Annotated in this window: 15 protein-coding genes and 2 pseudogenes; 3 read left to right on the top strand and 14 right to left on the bottom strand. The window is 53.4% G+C overall.

Annotated elements, in window-relative coordinates:
* Positions 1 to 98: 98 nt before the first annotated feature.
* Positions 99 to 1,121, bottom strand: coding sequence for a group II intron reverse transcriptase/maturase (locus KRAC_RS36120; protein WP_052568830.1), 1,023 nt, complete (start codon positions 1,119 to 1,121; stop codon positions 99 to 101).
* 44 nt (positions 1,122 to 1,165) lie between these two features.
* Here KRAC_RS36120 and istA point away from each other — a divergent pair, with 44 nt between their 5' ends.
* Positions 1,166 to 2,644: an IS21 family transposase gene (gene istA, locus KRAC_RS36115; RefSeq protein WP_007905079.1), complete on the top strand. Its 1,479-nt coding sequence runs from the start codon at positions 1,166 to 1,168 to the stop codon at positions 2,642 to 2,644.
* On the top strand, positions 2,637 to 3,431 hold the full coding sequence (gene istB, locus KRAC_RS36110; protein WP_007905082.1) for an IS21-like element helper ATPase IstB: 795 nt from the start codon (positions 2,637 to 2,639) through the stop codon (positions 3,429 to 3,431). Before istA ends, istB begins: the two co-directional genes overlap by 8 nt.
* Before the next feature lie 183 nt (positions 3,432 to 3,614).
* Here the strand turns inward: istB and KRAC_RS36105 are convergent, their stop codons facing one another.
* The 8 genes and pseudogenes from KRAC_RS36105 to KRAC_RS36080 form a co-directional block, all read right to left on the bottom strand.
* A complete protein-coding gene (locus tag KRAC_RS36105) occupies positions 3,615 to 4,391 on the bottom strand; it encodes a reverse transcriptase domain-containing protein (protein WP_244422421.1) in 777 nt (258 codons plus the stop codon).
* Positions 4,392 to 4,962: 571 nt separating this feature from the next.
* Complete coding sequence (locus KRAC_RS78595; RefSeq protein WP_420795845.1) at positions 4,963 to 5,094, bottom strand: zinc ribbon domain-containing protein; 132 nt, start codon at positions 5,092 to 5,094, stop codon at positions 4,963 to 4,965.
* Complete coding sequence (locus KRAC_RS78590; protein ID WP_420795844.1) at positions 5,057 to 5,143, bottom strand: zinc ribbon domain-containing protein; 87 nt, start codon at positions 5,141 to 5,143, stop codon at positions 5,057 to 5,059. The genes KRAC_RS78595 and KRAC_RS78590 overlap by 38 nt, the downstream gene beginning before the upstream one ends.
* Positions 5,134 to 5,364 carry a hypothetical protein gene (locus KRAC_RS76635; RefSeq protein ID WP_052568827.1) on the bottom strand — a complete coding sequence of 77 codons (231 nt, stop codon included), beginning with the start codon at positions 5,362 to 5,364 and terminating at the stop codon, positions 5,134 to 5,136. Before KRAC_RS76635 ends, KRAC_RS78590 begins: the two co-directional genes overlap by 10 nt.
* Positions 5,365 to 5,481: 117 nt before the next feature.
* A pseudogene (locus KRAC_RS36095) lies at positions 5,482 to 6,197 on the bottom strand (IS6 family transposase).
* Positions 6,198 to 6,222: 25 nt separating this feature from the next.
* The gene (locus tag KRAC_RS36090) at positions 6,223 to 6,582 is read right to left on the bottom strand and encodes a TniB family NTP-binding protein (RefSeq protein WP_040445588.1); all 360 of its coding nucleotides are present in this window, start codon (positions 6,580 to 6,582) and stop codon (positions 6,223 to 6,225) included.
* A gap of 236 nt (positions 6,583 to 6,818) precedes the next feature.
* A complete protein-coding gene (locus tag KRAC_RS36085) occupies positions 6,819 to 7,739 on the bottom strand; it encodes a PhzF family phenazine biosynthesis protein (RefSeq protein ID WP_007916005.1) in 921 nt (306 codons plus the stop codon).
* Between the two features lie 359 nt (positions 7,740 to 8,098).
* The gene (locus KRAC_RS36080; protein WP_007916003.1) at positions 8,099 to 8,977 is read right to left on the bottom strand and encodes a patatin-like phospholipase family protein; all 879 of its coding nucleotides are present in this window, start codon (positions 8,975 to 8,977) and stop codon (positions 8,099 to 8,101) included.
* A gap of 685 nt (positions 8,978 to 9,662) precedes the next feature.
* On the opposite strand from KRAC_RS36080, the gene KRAC_RS78585 reads away from it, so the two are divergent.
* A complete protein-coding gene (locus tag KRAC_RS78585) occupies positions 9,663 to 9,794 on the top strand; it encodes a hypothetical protein (protein ID WP_007915993.1) in 132 nt (43 codons plus the stop codon).
* A gap of 91 nt (positions 9,795 to 9,885) precedes the next feature.
* Here KRAC_RS78585 and KRAC_RS73955 read toward each other — a convergent pair whose 3' ends face one another.
* The 5 genes and pseudogenes from KRAC_RS73955 to KRAC_RS36050 form a co-directional block, all read right to left on the bottom strand.
* Positions 9,886 to 10,086, bottom strand: coding sequence for a hypothetical protein (locus KRAC_RS73955; protein WP_169460982.1), 201 nt, complete (start codon positions 10,084 to 10,086; stop codon positions 9,886 to 9,888).
* Positions 10,087 to 10,984: 898 nt separating this feature from the next.
* Positions 10,985 to 11,875, bottom strand: a complete 891-nt coding sequence (locus KRAC_RS36065) for an AraC family transcriptional regulator (protein ID WP_007915990.1) — start codon at positions 11,873 to 11,875, stop codon at positions 10,985 to 10,987.
* 42 nt (positions 11,876 to 11,917) lie between these two features.
* Positions 11,918 to 13,053: pseudogene (locus KRAC_RS76630) on the bottom strand (Gfo/Idh/MocA family protein).
* A 37-nt stretch (positions 13,054 to 13,090) separates the two neighbouring features.
* Complete coding sequence (locus tag KRAC_RS36055; RefSeq protein WP_007915977.1) at positions 13,091 to 13,954, bottom strand: sugar phosphate isomerase/epimerase family protein; 864 nt, start codon at positions 13,952 to 13,954, stop codon at positions 13,091 to 13,093.
* Between the two features lie 92 nt (positions 13,955 to 14,046).
* Positions 14,047 to 15,366, bottom strand: a complete 1,320-nt coding sequence (locus KRAC_RS36050; RefSeq protein ID WP_007915975.1) for an RNA-guided endonuclease InsQ/TnpB family protein — start codon at positions 15,364 to 15,366, stop codon at positions 14,047 to 14,049.
* Between the last annotated feature and the right edge of the window lie 146 nt (positions 15,367 to 15,512).

Raw genomic sequence — 15,512 nt, 5'->3', positions numbered from 1 at the left:
GAACAACTGAATAGAGCCCTTTTCCAACGGTCCCCCTCAGAACCGTGCGGGCACGATTTCCATGCACACGGCTCGCCAAGAACACCTTTTGGTCGTCTTTAGCTTGGAATATATGCCAGGTCCGTCAGCTTTACCTCGTCGTATTCGCCTCGGTGGATTTTTCCATGGCAGCTTCCGCAGACAGGGATTTGCTTTCGATTGATCGCTCGGAGTATCCGGTTGAAGCCCGTTGGTTCTCGTCGGTGAGAGAGCTTGCGTATGTGCCGGACATGGTGCATCACGATTTGCTCTGCACTTTCTCCGCAAATGCAGCACGGTAGCCCTAGCTTGGAGCGTGTTCTCATCTGTATCGTCATTCGTACCCGTTCTACATTTGAAACAGAGCTGCCTTGGAAGGCATCTCTGTCCTTCGACCAGTCGTGGTTAGAGTAGAAGGAGACTTCTTTGTCTTCCTTGCCTTCTTTCCTTTTGATGACGATGGTGAGATTCTTTCCAAAGCGTTTGAAGACTTTGGAAAGTGAGATTTTGTACTTCATTGCCAGGGTTTTCGCTAGAGAGTATCTGAGAATGTATTGGATGCGGCTGAGCTTGGACCAGTTGTCTACGAATCCGTAGTAGTTCTGTATACCTCGATTGATGCTGCTGTACAGGTGAATGATCTGATCTGTGTCCAGGTAGGCCCAGCCTGCTTTTGCAATGGGGAAACCTTCTGCTGTGCAGACACCTCGTTCGCTCAGTCTCTTGATGAGTTTGGGTAGAGGAGCTTCCATGATTGTTTCCCAGCCGGTGGATCGACGTTTGACTTTCTTTCCTGACCGACTAGTGGAGAGCGTTACCTTAGCTTTTCCGCCGTTTCCGATCTTGAGGATCGTTCCCAGAAAGAACGCTTCTTCGGCTTTGGCGTTGGTGATGCGAGTTTTCTCTTCGCTGAGAGTGAGCTTGAGTGCTTCTTTCAGGAAGTGCTTGATTTCCTGTTTGATTTCTTCTGCCAGCTTCTGGCTTCCGCAGAGTCCAATAATCCAATCGTCGGCATATCTCAGGTATTTGAGTGTTGAGAGATAATTACCGCGTCCGATGGCGACAATGAGAAAGTCCGGCCACCTTGAGGCAGAAATCCGCAAGATGGCCTAGAATGACACTCATATCAAGCAATGAGGAGAGTGTCATGAAGAAAGACGCGGAGGTTATGTTGTATATGCGGGAAAGACACAAAGGTACTACACAGCAAGTAGCTGCGGCACGGGCAGGCATGAGTGAACGCACTGCCCGTCGGTATGAACGAGCCGGGAAATTGCCCAGCCAGCTCAAACGTCCCCGAATCTGGAGAACACGTGAGAACCCTTTTGAGGAAGATTGGCTCTGGGTGGTGGAACAGTTACAACGCGATCCAGCACTGCAAGGGGCAACCTTGTTTGCTTTGTTGTGTGCACGGCATCCGAGCAAATATCGCCCGACGCAGGTACGCACCCTGCAGCGGCATATTGCGACCTGGAAAGCGACGCAGGGACCGGACAAAGAGGTCTATTTTGAGCAAGTGCATACCCCTGGGGAAGGTGCGCAGTCCGATTTTACCCACATGGAGGAGTTCAACGTCACCATCGCTGGGGAAGCATTTCCTCATCTCCTCTATCATTGCGTGCTCACGTATTCCAACGTCGAAGCTATCAGCATTTGCTTCGCAGAAACGTTTGAGGCGCTGGCTGAAGGCCTGGAGCGAGCGTTGTGGCAGTTTGGCGGAGTCCCAGCCCAGCATCGCACCGATCATCTCAGCGCAGCAGTACGTCGCCTGGACAAGGCAGGGCGCGAAGATTGGACGCAGCGCTATGAGGCGCTCATGCAGCACTACGCGATGACGCCGACGACAAACAACGCAGGGGTCGCTCACGAGAACGGAGATGTCGAACAATCGCATTACCGCTTTCAACAGGCGCTAGACCAAGCACTCCGGGTGCGGGGAAGCAGAGATTTTCCTGATCGTGCCAGCTATGAGCGTTTCCTCCAGGATCTGGCGCGCTATCGCAACCAGACCCGCGCCGGACGGTATGCCCAGGAGCAGCAGGCATTGCGCCCTTTACCAGCGCAGCCGTTAGCTCCCTGCCGCGAGGTCCGCGTGAGCGTGAGCCGCTTCAGCACCATCGTGGTGCAAGGCAATATGTATTCCGTGCCCTCCCGCCTGATTGGAGCAACGCTGCTGATACGGGTTCGTGCCGAACACCTGGAGGGCTATCTTGGCTCCAAACACGTGGTGACCTTGCCTCGCCTGCACGGACGCGCGCAGCACGTGATTAACTATCGCCATATCATCTGGTCATTGGTGCGCAAACCGGGGGCTTTTGCTGCCTATCGCTATCGTGACGATCTCTATCCGACCCTGGCCTTTCGCCGGGCCTACGATCGGCTCAGGAGTGATCTACCTGCGCGTGCCGATCGGGAATATGTGCGCGTGCTCCATCTGGCAGCTACCCTTTCAGAGGCCGAGGTGGAAACCGCGCTGCTGTTGCTAGAAGAAGCCAAGACGGTGCCGACAGCGGAGGCAGTGCGCGATCTGGTCCGTCCCATCGAGGTCCGCCAGGTAACGACCGTACCGGTCAATTTGCAGCCCTACGATCAGCTGCTGCCCTCCCAGAGGTGTGCCCATGCCTAATCGACAGGAAGAATTGACGGCCATGTTGCGCGAACTGCGTCTGCCGACCATGGCCAGCACCGTTGCTCAGATCGCGCTCAAAGCCAGCAAAGAGAATCTGACCCATGAGGGTTTTCTCTACGAACTCGCACGCCTGGAATGCGAGGCGCGAACGCAGCGGCGCATCGAGCGCTATCTGGCGCAGTCCAAATTACCGCGTGAGAAAACCTTTCGCACCTTTCAGTGGGAGCGCCTCTCGGCGGGTTTACGGCTCCAAATTGAGCGCTTGCGCAGCGGGGCGTTTGTCACTCATGCTCACAATGTCATTGCCGTTGGGGCGCCAGGCGTCGGGAAAAGTCACGTCGCGGCGGCGTTAGGCCATGAGCTCATCCAACAGGGGCATACCGTGCTCTGGACTTCTACGGCAGCGCTTGTCCAACGCCTGCTTGCTGCTAAACGGGAGCTGCGTCTCCCTCAGGAGATTGCTAAGCTTCAGCAAGTCGCCTGTCTGATCCTGGATGATATTGGTTATGTCCAACAGGATCGGGAAGAAATGGAGGTGCTCTTCACGCTCCTTGCCGAGCGCTACGAGCAACGCTCGGTGCTCATTACCACTAATCTCGTGTTTTCTGCCTGGGATCGGATCTTCAAGGATCCCATGACCACTTTAGCAGCGGTCGATCGTGTGGTTCATCACTCAGTCATTCTCGATATGGCAGGGGTGGAGAGCTTCCGTGCAACTCAGGCGCGGGATGACCATACACCGTCCGAAACGGGAGTGGGAGCAGCAGCAGCTCCGATGCCGTAATCGACACCTGGTTCTGAGGTAATCGGCGTTCCTTGTTCAGCTTTTCTGTTTTTTTTACCAGGGAACCCTTTTCGGTCAGAGTAATCGCCATTTGATGCCGATTCTTATTGACTTTCAACAATTTGAGACGGATAAAATGTGGATCGTCCACTACCACTGAGGGGAGCGTTCGCAGACGTGCGGTCAATTCTCTGAATTCGCGGGTCTTGGTTCTGCCTTGCTTTGCCATTCTCCGTTTTTTTCAGAGAGTGCGTGATAGAGAGGATTTCGGGCTTTTACCTTGCCGTTTTCTCGCTTCGTGCGTAGCGTTTCCACAAATTCGTCGAGTTCATGGAGATACACGTTTGCGAGGATCGGGCTGGCAATCGAGCCTTGTGGAGTTCCTACAAGGCTATCCTTTCTGGTCCCATGGAGGTCCATGTATCCTGCGTTTAGGAGTTTCCAGATGAGGTTGAGGAACCGTTCATCCTTGATCTTCTTGCGCAGAATGGATACCAGGGTCTGGTGATCCACCTCATCGAAGCAGGCGCGAACGTCTCCCTCGATGAACCAGTTGACTGCCGACCATGTTTCTCTGATCTCTCGTAGCGCCGTGTGACAACTGTGATTTGGCCGAAATCCATGACTGGTTTCTCGGAAGTAAGGAGTGTGAGAGCTATCATAGATCGCCTCCAAGATCATGTAGATAGCTTGTTGTACGATTTTATCTTTTGCGCTTGGGATACCGAGTTTCCTCATTTTTCCGTTGGCCTTTGGGATAAAACTCTGGCGTACGGGTTGAAATTGGAATGACTCAGATCTCATCGCTTCGATGCTCTCTCTAATAGTTTCGAGAGAGAAGCCATCGAGGGTTTCTCCATCCGTTCCGGGAGTCATGTTTCCGGGTTTTGATTTGATCTGTTCGTAGGCGATGATGTACAAGTCTTCCTTGAACATCAGCCTATAGAGATCATCATTCACCCACTGTCTGGTGCTATTGATTTTCCGTAAAGTTTCCAGTCTCTCTGGGATCTTTTGACTCATCCAAGTCAACCCCTTTCAAGTGGAATGTATTCTCTAGAGTCCTTCCCCGTGTCTCATCCGTTACGATGAGCGTTTGAGTAGTATGACTCCTCCGTCGCCCTGCGCGTCTCCGCGTTTAGGCGATCCCGTAGTTCCTCCATGGTCCTGCTCCGTACTTAGGTCCTCTCTTGGGTGGTTTCCTCGCTCCCTGCGAGCGCCCACAGGAAGGGCATTTATCCACTCGTCATTCCTGAGCTGATAATCCTGTGTCTCTAGCAACAATGTCCCTGCGAGAGGGGTGGCCGACAGACCCGGCTCACCGAGAGTTCGACCCTTAGGTCTAACCATATACGGCCTAGCTGACAATCATCTTGGGGATGGACATTTTCCCTCATTTGCCTTTGACCCACCATGCTACAGTCCCCTCGTCCCTTTCGGGGCGAAAGTTAGGTGGTGCTTTAGTTACTTTTGCCCTAGTAACACTGGATATTCCAGTAAGGGCCATGGAGGCGCAACGGCGCACAACGACTCAGCCTGCTCGTCCACAGGCTTGAAGCGCATCAGCTAAAATATTGCGACTCCCGTTGTGATCGCGGTGGACCACCAGGCCACAGTGGGAACACTCATAGACCCGCACCGCCTGCGGGCATCGGTTGGCGATGCCCGCAGGCGGAACAGGTCTGGCTCGTGTACGCCGGGTTCACTCGCACCACCTGCCGTCCAGCTTCTTCCGCTTTGGCGCGGCTCGACGGGTGAAGAACATCGACCACGAGGCATCGGCAATCGATTTCGAGAGGTGAGGGGTTTTCACCAGCGTCCCCACGACCAGCGCCTCGATCGCCAGCACCCCAAAGCGGGCGACCAGCTTGCTCGCTTCTTGCTCGATGAAGTTCTTGCGCCGGTTGGCAATGCGTTCGTGGATGCGCGCCACGATTTTGCGTTTCTTCTCGCGTTGGCATTGTCAACTTATTTATAAAAACGAAATATACTGGTGAGCTATAGGAGAAAAGCAATAAAAGGGTAATGAGAAGTGGGGAGGTAGAGGTAGTTATACGACCTGCTTGACTCTAGTTACCTCATGCCATTGCTGGAATCGGCCCTGCAAAAGGGCACAGTACTCCCCGGCAGGGAAACGATGCCTTCGTGGTTGGAAATGTCCAGCGATGGGTCCAAAGGCCGAAAGAAAGCGTTGTGCGTGTTTGGCCGATTTAAACCGCCGCATTTTCTTCTCTCGTAGTCGCGTCGGTTGATGTGAGTTTTCCGCTCGATTGTTCAAGCCTTTGTGTTGCCGATGCTCCACGCCAGGCATGATCTCGCGTTTCGCTGCTCCATAGCTCTTCAATGTATCGGTAATGATCACGCGCGGGACGTATTGCAACTCTTTGAGGAGCTTGCGAAAGAACTTTTTGGCCGCCTGCTTGTTGCATCGGCTCTGCACCAGGATGTCCAGCACGTTGCCGTACTGATCAACAGCTCTCCACAAATAATGGGTTTTGCCATTGATTTTCAGGTACACCTCGTCCATATGCCATGTGTCTCCCGTTTTCGGACGGCGACGGCGCAGTTCGTTCGCGTAGGTCTGCTCAAACTCAAGCACCACTGCCGCACGGTTTCATAGCTCACGACGATTCCGCGCTGTTCCAGAAGCTCTTCCACATCGCGAAAACTGAGGGAGAAGCGGAAATACAGCCACACTGCGTGACTGATGATTTCAGGTGGGAAGCGAAAGCCTTTGTAGCTTGGAGCAGGGGTGTTTGTTTTCATGCAGCTATTCTAGCACATTGTTCAGCTACTTTCCCAAGTTGACAATACCGTCACGAATCACCTCCAAACCAGCGTCCTTGAGCCGGCTGGCTTCATCGACAATCAACAATTCAATGTGACGGGAAAAGCGGCGCGTCACCAAAAACTCTTCATTGCCCTGGTGGAGTTGATTAGCAGCCTCAACCAGATAGGAAAACGCCGCAAACAACGTCAGCACCTCTTTTTCGATGCGTGCGGCAGAGGCAGAGACCGGTGGGGTATAAAAGACCGTTCGACATTCCTGAATGGGAACGTCCAGGGGAGCGGAAGCGAAGGCCAGAGGTCGGTAGGGATAGAGGCCATCCACGGCACTGCGTCCGGTGAAGGTGATCAAGGGTTCAGGCAAGAAGGGTTTGAACAGGTTCCATTGCGCGTACTATGGGTTGGATAAACCCAAAGCCTCACCTAAGCCCAAGAAAGAGATACCCTTCAAAGCCTCTCGGAGGCACGAATATTGAAGCATCGATATACCCACGGGTTGCGCAACGAGATTACCGATATCAGAAACTGATCGTTTGAACGAGCGAACAGACCTCGTTCAGGCGATCAGTTTCCCTTTTTGTCCGAAGACGAAAGAAGCTCTCACTCAGCCAGCGTGATCCACCCTTTGCCCATGAAGTAGCACTGCCCGCCAATCGACACATCCGTGATGTGTTGTCCGTCCAGTTCGATCTTCACCTGCACCAAACTGGGACGTCCCAACTCAAAGCCTTGTTCACTGACCATTTGACTGCTCCCCACTCCGGCAGACTGCACCAGTCCATGGCGCACGAGATAACAGCCCAACGGGCCGCTGGCGGCACCTGTTGCTGGATCTTCGGCGATGCCCATTGCTGGGGCAAACATGCGGCTATGCACCGTCGAATCGGGGAGCACTACCTCTTGCGTGAAGACGAAGACATGCGGAGCAGCAAAATCGCGCAGCACATGCTCCCAGACATCCAGTCGAAAGCGAATGGCGCATATGGCCTCTAAGCTCTTGACTGGCACAAAGAGGAAAGGGACTCCACACGACACCACTTCCAGCGGTAGAGTTGTGTCGAGGAGGGCGGGATCAAGGGAGAGCATCCGGGCAATCGCCTCGCGGTCGGCGAACACCGGCCCAAAAGTGGGGAGCGGCTGACGCATCTGGATCAAGTGGAGCTGCCCTTCCCGCGCAGAGAGGGTGACGGGAACCACTCCCACGCCTTCTTCAAAAGTAATGGTCGTCTCTGGTTCAGTGAGCTGGATCATACCCTCATAGGCCAGCACAAAGGCGGTTCCAACCGTCGGATGACCCGCCATGGGCAATTCGACTGCAGGGGTAAAAAAGCGTACCCGATAGTCAGATGCCGCTTCTTGAGCAGGGAGCACGAAGGCACTCTCCGAGAGATTGAGTTCTTTGGCCAGTGCTTGCATGGTTTCCGTGGCCAGACCGCGCGCATCAGGAAACACGGCCAGTTGGTTCCCGCCGAAAGGCTGATTCGTAAACACATCCACGAGAGAATAATGCAGTTGTTTCATTTGTTTCTCATTCTACGTCATTCGTTCAGAAAGCAGAATTTTTCTGATCCCCCAGTACATCTCAGAGCGAAGCCCCTTTCCAAGCCGAGAGAAACCCAGCGCGCCCAGGCACGTGCACGTCAGACGATCGACAAGCCGAGAAACGTGGCAAAGGCTGGTGGGATTCCGAACAGCCTGATCGAGACCTTGCTTGCTGTTTGTGCGCGTGCATTGCGTGCGAGGCGCTCGGTCCACGAGAGTCGGTAGTGTGCTCGCTCTGCACGAGAAAACGGTTGAACTGGCACGGCCTGCGCCGGTGGAGAGGTGTCAACTACGCGGACAGGGCCAGTCCTGTGCTCACCCGCGTGATCTACGCACGCTTAGTCGCGAGACCAGAACGCAGCGACCGTTGTCGCGAGTTCACGTCCCTGGTTGCGGCCAGCCAGGGCCGAGGGCGAACGCGTCGCGGGGTCCAACGGATTCGCGCCAATAGCGGCGAGGGAAGCAGCGTCTGACGATATAATCAGGACGCGGCTCCCCTCGCGTTCCAGGACAGCAGCCTCTGAGGCCATATCAGCACCAGGCATACTCGCGTTATTGCCCATTGGATTCAAAATCACCACGCGTTCGGAACCCTGCGCCAGGTCCACGTTCGCCAACGAACGCATTCCTCCATCGATATAACGATGGCCCGCGATCGTCACAGGCGGCCAGACACCGGGCACAGCACAACTGGCCGCGACCGCATCCACCAAGTCAACCCCTGATTGGCGATCAATAACATATTCCTCACCGGTCTCGGCATCTACCGTAACAATCAGGAGACGCTGCTGTGGCCACGTCTGCAGAGGCAGGCGGGACGCTATAATAGCACGCCGGTCTGCCTCTGAGATCGTCGGGGTAGCGAGAGCATAGGCACCGATAGCCGCTCGCAGGGCTTTACTATCGGAACCCGCCTTCGCGTATGCCTGGCGCCACGCCTCCATCAGTTGTGCGGCATCGAAGGCCACCATGCGCTCCTTCGACTGCTCAACAGGAATCAGTTGCGCGGCAAAGAGCTCGTCAAGCGGAGTCCCACTGGCAATCTGCGCGCCAACCGACGAGCCGGCGGAGGTTCCGATAAGCAGGTCCGCATCCCGTAAATCCACTCCGGCCTCATATAAGCCAGTCAGGATACCCAGTTCCCAGGAAATTCCGGCCACGCCTCCTCCACCGAGAACCAGCGTTCGCGTCCTCTTCTCATACGTTTCTTCCATCATGTTTTTCTCCTGAAAATAGCAGGTGCCATCCACAAGAGGGATGGCATTGTCTTCTGCTTCTCTGACATGTATCTCTGCTCGCAAGCATATCACAATCTGCCAGGGGAGTGCTGCTGAGCGGCAGGACGTCAGAATCACCTTGAGCTCTATTGCTTATCCCTGCTCACTCACATTTTGCACAATCTCCCCGGCGCGCCCTTTTTGGCCGGGTGTAAATCCCAACATTTTGATGATGGCACCTGCATACGTATTCCGGTCTGAACACCCCTTTTCTACGGCGGCGAGATAACTCATCCACAGGATAAGTATGGGATTTTCACCTTCAGAATGTTGGGGGTTATAACTGAAGGATAGGAGCTTTTGCCCACAATTCAAGCAACTTTTGCTCGTGAATTTACAACCGCCGAATGTGTGAATGTGCTTCTAGAACTGTGTTACTCAACAGCAATAGTTGAGCTGCTCACTCTTCAGGGCAAAAGCCGACCCCTGAGGGCAAAAAGTGCTCAACATTCAGGGAATTTACCACCACCTCTAACCTGCTGGAGTCCCGACGAATGCGAACATCACTTGCACACAAGAAGAATCTACTACTTTTATCCGCGGACAAGGACAACCAGGTCATCTGAGGGTACAATAACGCTCCTGCGGTACAATAGAAAGAAGAGGAGCGAAAGGAAGGAGCACCATGTCAACTGTAGAGCGTGCACAAGCCATCCTCGGCGATCCCTCGTTGGTCGCACTCAAAGAATGGGAGGGCCTCAATGGCGAGATGGGGGGGTCTACCACTCGCACGACCATGGCCATTTCTCTCTCCTGATCCTCGTCGCTGCGTTCGGAGGGGAGGGGTTGGTGCTCCCGAGCAATCGGGACCCGGCCTCTTACCCTACGTCGGGGAGAGATAATGCCTCTTACATGGCAAAGGGAAGCAGGTCGTTCAGTTGAGGGCACACAACGGTATGCGTAATGCAGAGGAGCCAATGGAATGCCTTCAACACCAGGGTGTCCTGGGAACGGCTGGAGAGCCGGATACCGAGAAATTGGTCCGTCCTGTTCGGTGGGAGACACACAGAAACCTGATCTGGAAACAGATCAAGGCGCTGTGTGTCCACCCTATTGCTTCTAACGCGGAGAAGCCGGAAGGCATGTACAGTAATCTGCTCCGCAAGTCCTGTATGCATGGTGAAACTGTATTTGTTGAACCCAAGTTCCCTCCGGCGTTTGGTCCGCCTATCGCAGCATGTCTGACGCAATGACATCGGAATACACATCTCCCTTTCGAGGATGTGCAATGCTCACTCCGATGAGGAACACACAATGAGTGTGGTAAGGAACGAACGGGCACCTACCCATACTATCACGTCTCATGGGCGTAAATGCGGGATGGTCCGAAGACGGAGACGCCCAGGATCACGGAGCCATCGTAGTACTCGCGGGAGTCACGACTCGCCATGGAGCGCCGGAAAGCGGCGAACAGGGGGAAGGATGGCAGGTGGATGGCATCTAAAAAGGAAGGGGCGCGAGATGCGCTATTCCCGAACTGAGTGGATGCCTTCTGCTGGAGAGCCGTGTGCGCTTAACGGTGCAAGCACGGTTCGTGGGAGGGGCCGACAGAAAAGGGCCAGCAGTGGTACCTCGCTGGCAGCCTACTCTACGGCAGGTGAATCGACTCAAACTCATCAAGCTACAAATGTATGGGCGTGCCAACTTTGATCTACTCCTTTTACGGATACTCTATCATGATGAAGCTTTCCATACAAAGTGCGCATGAACCTAATTTCTGTACAATTATCTGAGGTAAAACAAAGAACTCTTGAGCCATGCCAATGGTATTTTATTAGCTTGTAAAGTGCTTTGAGCAGCCAGGGCAAGAAAAAGATGCAGGCGAATAGTACCTCAAATAATAGTATTATTTTGCCCTCATCTAATGACCTTATTTACATCCGCTCCTTCATGCACGTTCCATGGGCCGACCGAAAATTTGAAATTCGCCATCTTTATCTGCCTCCGTTATCGATTTTCGTTTATTAATGCGGTTTGCATCGCCGCGAACTTGCTGGGCATAATCCCAACCGCCGATTTGAATGACCGGCTGAACAAATGGATGCTGGAAAATCCGACTTCATCCGCAATTTCGGTCAAGTTAAGCTTGCCGTCGACGATTCTTTTTTTCGCTTGCTCAATCCGAATATGCGTCACGTACTTATGAATCGATATACCTAGCTGCTTCTTGAACAAATGAGACAAATGGTTTGTGGACACCCCGACATGCTCACTGATCGACACGTTGTTAAGTTGAGGGTCGGAAAAGCATTCGTGAATATAGTTAATCGCTCTTTCGATAAACGCCCACCCTTTTGTCATTTTGCCTTCGTCGTCCTTGCGATCCGCTTGGTTTTTCAAGAAGATGTGCAGCAATTCCAGGCAAATCGATTTCATAATCAGAGAGCTTCCAGGCCGTTTATCCAAAAACTCCTTGTGCAGCAGCAAAAACCGCTTCTTCAAATCAATCCGGTCCGCCAACTGCAAATGGGAGATAGGGACGATCGAATCCAGTTTCATCTCCCTATCGACGACCTTTTTCCTCATCCGCTTCGTCGCGTTCGTATACTTCAGCAAGCTCCGCTCTTCGTCGTAATAAAGATCAAAGTGAAAAATATATTGAATCAATGGGACGGTCGAGGTCGATTTGATGATATGGGACATAAAGGGGTGCATAAGCAAAATATCGCCCTCCCGAGCCTCATACTTTACGCCGCTCAGGAAAAATACCGCTTCCCCTTGCTCGATATAAGTAAAGACGTGATCGTGATCCATCCACTCCCCAGTTAACGAGCTGGACTTCATAATTCTCACGGCCCTGACGAAAGGGGATATGCTATTCATCCACGACTCATCCATCGCATTGACCTCCTGACTGCCTTCGTGCCAATCGAAGTTTTCCTAATACGTAATAGCAACCTTTGCTCCGGCAGTCACCGATTGCTCGATCGCTTCCAGAACGACCTGGTTCGGATACCCGTCCTCGAAGCTGGGGGAAGGATTGCCGCCGTTTCCGGAAATCCCCCGCATAAACTCGTGCATCAAATTAATAAACGCATGCTCGTATCCGATCGGATGCCCCGCCGGCCAATAAGCTCCCGCATATGGGTGTACGCCCTCTGTACAGGTAATCGATCGAAAGCCCTGAATACCAAGAGGATCATTCTCCAAGTATAGTTCAAGTGTGTTCATCTGATCCATAGCCCAACGGATCGAGCCCTTCGAGCCGTTGATTTCGATGCGGTTTCCGTTGCGATTCCCTTTAGCGAAGCGAGTAGCTTCGAACACGCCCACTGCTCCGTTCTCGAATCTTGCCAGCGCGGCAGCCGCATCGTCCACATCCACATCGGCTACGGCGCCGCTGCTGGCCGCTGCATCCAATCCTCCCGACATTTCGCCGACGGGCCTCGTCTTAATGAATGTTTCCAGCAGGCCGGACACTTCGCGGATTTCCCGACCAAAAACCTTGTCAGATTGATGGAATGTGCCATCAGATCGCCCAACGTCCCCGATCCGGTCACTTCCTTCCTCATGCGCCACACGAGCGGGAACTCAGGATCCATAATCCAATCCTGCAAGTATTGGGCGCGAAAATGATAAATATCCCCCAATACGCCCTCCTGAATGAGCTTCTCCGCCCATTGCACGGCTGGCGCGAATCGATAGTTGTGGCAGATCATATGGACGACGCCCGCTTGCTCCGCGGCTTTCCACATTTCCTTGGCTTGCAGGGCATTCATCGCGAGCGGTTTCTCACAGAGAACGTGCTTGCCTGCTTTCGCCGCCGCAATAGCGATCTCCGCATGCGAGCCGTTCGGAGTGTCGATGTCGATGACGTTGATATCGTCCCTCTCCAGCAAGCGGCGCCAATCCGTCTCGTAGGACAGCCATCCTAGCTTCTCCGCAGCGAGCCGAACGGTGTTCTGATCCCGTCCGACAAGCATTTGCAGCACGGGCTCCACGTCCGTATCGAAGAAAAAGGGCAAATCCCTATAAGCATGGCTATGCGCTTTGCCCATGAACTTAAAGCCGACCATGCCGACGCGTTACCTTTTTTTAGCCGTCATGACGGAGTCACGCTCTTCTGACCGGAATGTTCAGCTGCTGCTCGACAAAATCGCGGCAAATTTGCAAGCTCTGCATCGGGGTACTCGTCGACTGATCGATTTCGACGGTCATCCAGCCCTTATAGTCGATTTCGTTCAAAGCTTCTATAATCGGCGGGAAATCGATAGAACCCAGCCCAAGCTCGCAAAATACGGGGAGCGCCTCATTGCCCAGCAGCATCGGGAAGTCCTCCTTCGTCGCCTCTTTGGACGTCAAATCCTTCAAATGCACGTAGGCGACCCGATTGTGGTATTTCCGAATGATCGCCGCTGGGTCCATGCCCGCTCCGGTCAAGTGAGCCGAATCCGGCGCGAAAAACACAACTTCTGGGTCGCATAGACTCATAAGCTCGTCGAGTTCGTTCTCGTCCTGCACCTCCGTCCACAGATGCGGATGCAGGCAAGCTTTAACTCCAAGCTCGTACGTTCTTTTAGCTGCCTCATTAATCGTCACCGCGGCTTGCTTCAGCTCCTCCAGACTCGTCGGCTTCTGGCGGGGGCCGCCGGGACCAAACACCAAATGCTCGGCTCCGCACTTGGCGATGACGCGCGCCAGACGAACATTGTAATCGACGATTTCCTGACGAGCCTCAGGATTCCCGAATCTCCGATTCATCCCTCCGGAAGCTCCGCCGTAAAGGGCCGTCATCGCAAGACCGTGCCGCGCCAAAATCTCCTTGAATTCCTCCATTCGATCCTCGTAGGATAGAACGAAGGACGCCCACGGCTCAATCGCCCGGTAGCCGAGCTTCGAAGCCTCCTCCAGCGCCTTGAAATGATCTTCTCCCCACGTAATCGCATGTACTGCAATGCTTCCTTTGAAATTGAACATGATTAAGCCTCCGCTAAGCATATTAAAGATCGTCCCGACCTGTCCTACAACGCAGAAGAAAGTGATGATGACGTTGTTTTTAAGTCAGTACCCTACGGCGAAAGCCGAGGGCTTGGAGTTGTGTCTGAACTCCACCGCAACTCAGCATACCTTTTCAGGCGTGCTGCTTTGGCTTCATCGTCCGACACATCAGGGCGTACTGACAAGAGGCCCGTTCCTCTCCAGTCTTGCCGGATAAGAAGCGTTCGCATCGCAATGTTTCTTGCACCAACCAGATCGGCATGGAGCGTATACTGACAATTCTGACAGACGAAGAGCAAGCCCTTGTGAGGACGATTCTCTTTGCAGGTATGCCCACATTTGGGGCAGGCCTGCGAGGTATAATTGGCATCCACCTTGATCGCCATACTTCGATGCAAGAGCGCTTTATAAGCGATCATACTGTGCAACTCAGAAAAAGCCCATTTGGAGAAGGTACGATTGGCTTTTCGCTGTTTTGCACTGGCTTGCTTGCCTTTCCGTCGTTTGGTCTGCTCGCGAATGTCTGTCAGATGCTCCAGTCCAATCAAGCTTTGAGGATATTGCTTCACAATCCGTTTACTCACGACATGATTGCAGTTTGCTTTCAACCGTCTCTCTCGTCCACTGATGGCAACGAGCCTTCTCGTTGCAGAACGAGTGCCTTTCTTTTGCAGACGCTTTCTCAGCCGTGCAGAGTGATGGGATCGAGCAACAATGGAGGGGTCAGCATGGAAGGTGCAATCGCCTTGCATGGTCGCCGTGACGGCAAGGTATCGCATCCCCACATCCACGCCAACGACTTGCTTGTGTGTTTCGGGGGTAGGATCAGCCATCTCCATTTCCAGGGAGACAAGGAGGTAAAATTGCTTCTTGGGCTTGTCATACCAGAGTTTCGATGCACCAATCTCCGCTCCACGCTGGATCAATGCCACGTGCTTATCGTAGCCAGTATAGGGCACAACGATACGTCCATCGAGCGTGAGAAGACTCACGTGCTGCTCTTTCTTGAACGTGTAGTCTTTCTTATACTGGTAGGTCAACGTGGGAGAGAGAAACGTAGGAGCCTGATCAAGCCCTTTAAAACGTTTCTTGGTGAGACCTGCCTTACGATGAGCAGCATTGTTCTTCACCTTTGTCCAGAGGGCTTTATACGAGGCACCAACTTGGCGAGGAACAGAACAGGCCATTTGCGAAGGCAGATGAAAACGGAGGCGGATCTCTTCGTAGGTGGCATCTTGCAAACGAATAGCATTACTCAATTTGCCATTCGCAAAGGCGTACTGGCTCACATAGTTGAGTGAATCGCGATACGCCAGTTGCGTTGTACGTAATGCCTTGAATTGCTCGGGCGTTGTATTCAATTTGAGTTTCGCTGTTACTACCGTTTTCATACTCTGAATTATACCATAGTTTTCATCTGACTGTCAACAACACATGAGCAGATGAGAGAATGTCTACGGCGTATTCCACCCAAGCCACCTACAAAGGAACGCCGCATTCCTCCCCATGCCTGAAAGGGCAGGGGCATCCTGCGGCG

It is taken from the genome of Ktedonobacter racemifer DSM 44963, assembly GCF_000178855.1.
Classification (GTDB): Bacteria; Chloroflexota; Ktedonobacteria; order Ktedonobacterales; family Ktedonobacteraceae; genus Ktedonobacter; species Ktedonobacter racemifer.
Note: the sequence above shows the minus strand (reverse complement) of the source record. Positions and strands in the feature narration are given on the sequence as shown.

What these genes read in the sequence shown, in the direction of transcription:
- KRAC_RS36085 (WP_007916005.1), bottom strand. Translation starts at nt 7,739, where the DNA reads ATGAAACAACTGCATTATTCTCTCGTGGATGTGTTTACGAATCAGCCT.
- KRAC_RS78585 (WP_007915993.1), top strand. Translation starts at nt 9,663, where the DNA reads ATGTCAACTGTAGAGCGTGCACAAGCCATCCTCGGCGATCCCTCGTTG.
- istB (WP_007905082.1), top strand. Translation starts at nt 2,637, where the DNA reads ATGCCTAATCGACAGGAAGAATTGACGGCCATGTTGCGCGAACTGCGT.
- KRAC_RS36065 (WP_007915990.1), bottom strand. Translation starts at nt 11,875, where the DNA reads ATGGATGAGTCGTGGATGAATAGCATATCCCCTTTCGTCAGGGCCGTG.
- KRAC_RS36055 (WP_007915977.1), bottom strand. Translation starts at nt 13,954, where the DNA reads ATGTTCAATTTCAAAGGAAGCATTGCAGTACATGCGATTACGTGGGGA.
- KRAC_RS36050 (WP_007915975.1), bottom strand. Translation starts at nt 15,366, where the DNA reads ATGAAAACGGTAGTAACAGCGAAACTCAAATTGAATACAACGCCCGAG.
- istA (WP_007905079.1), top strand. Translation starts at nt 1,166, where the DNA reads ATGAAGAAAGACGCGGAGGTTATGTTGTATATGCGGGAAAGACACAAA.
- KRAC_RS36080 (WP_007916003.1), bottom strand. Translation starts at nt 8,977, where the DNA reads ATGATGGAAGAAACGTATGAGAAGAGGACGCGAACGCTGGTTCTCGGT.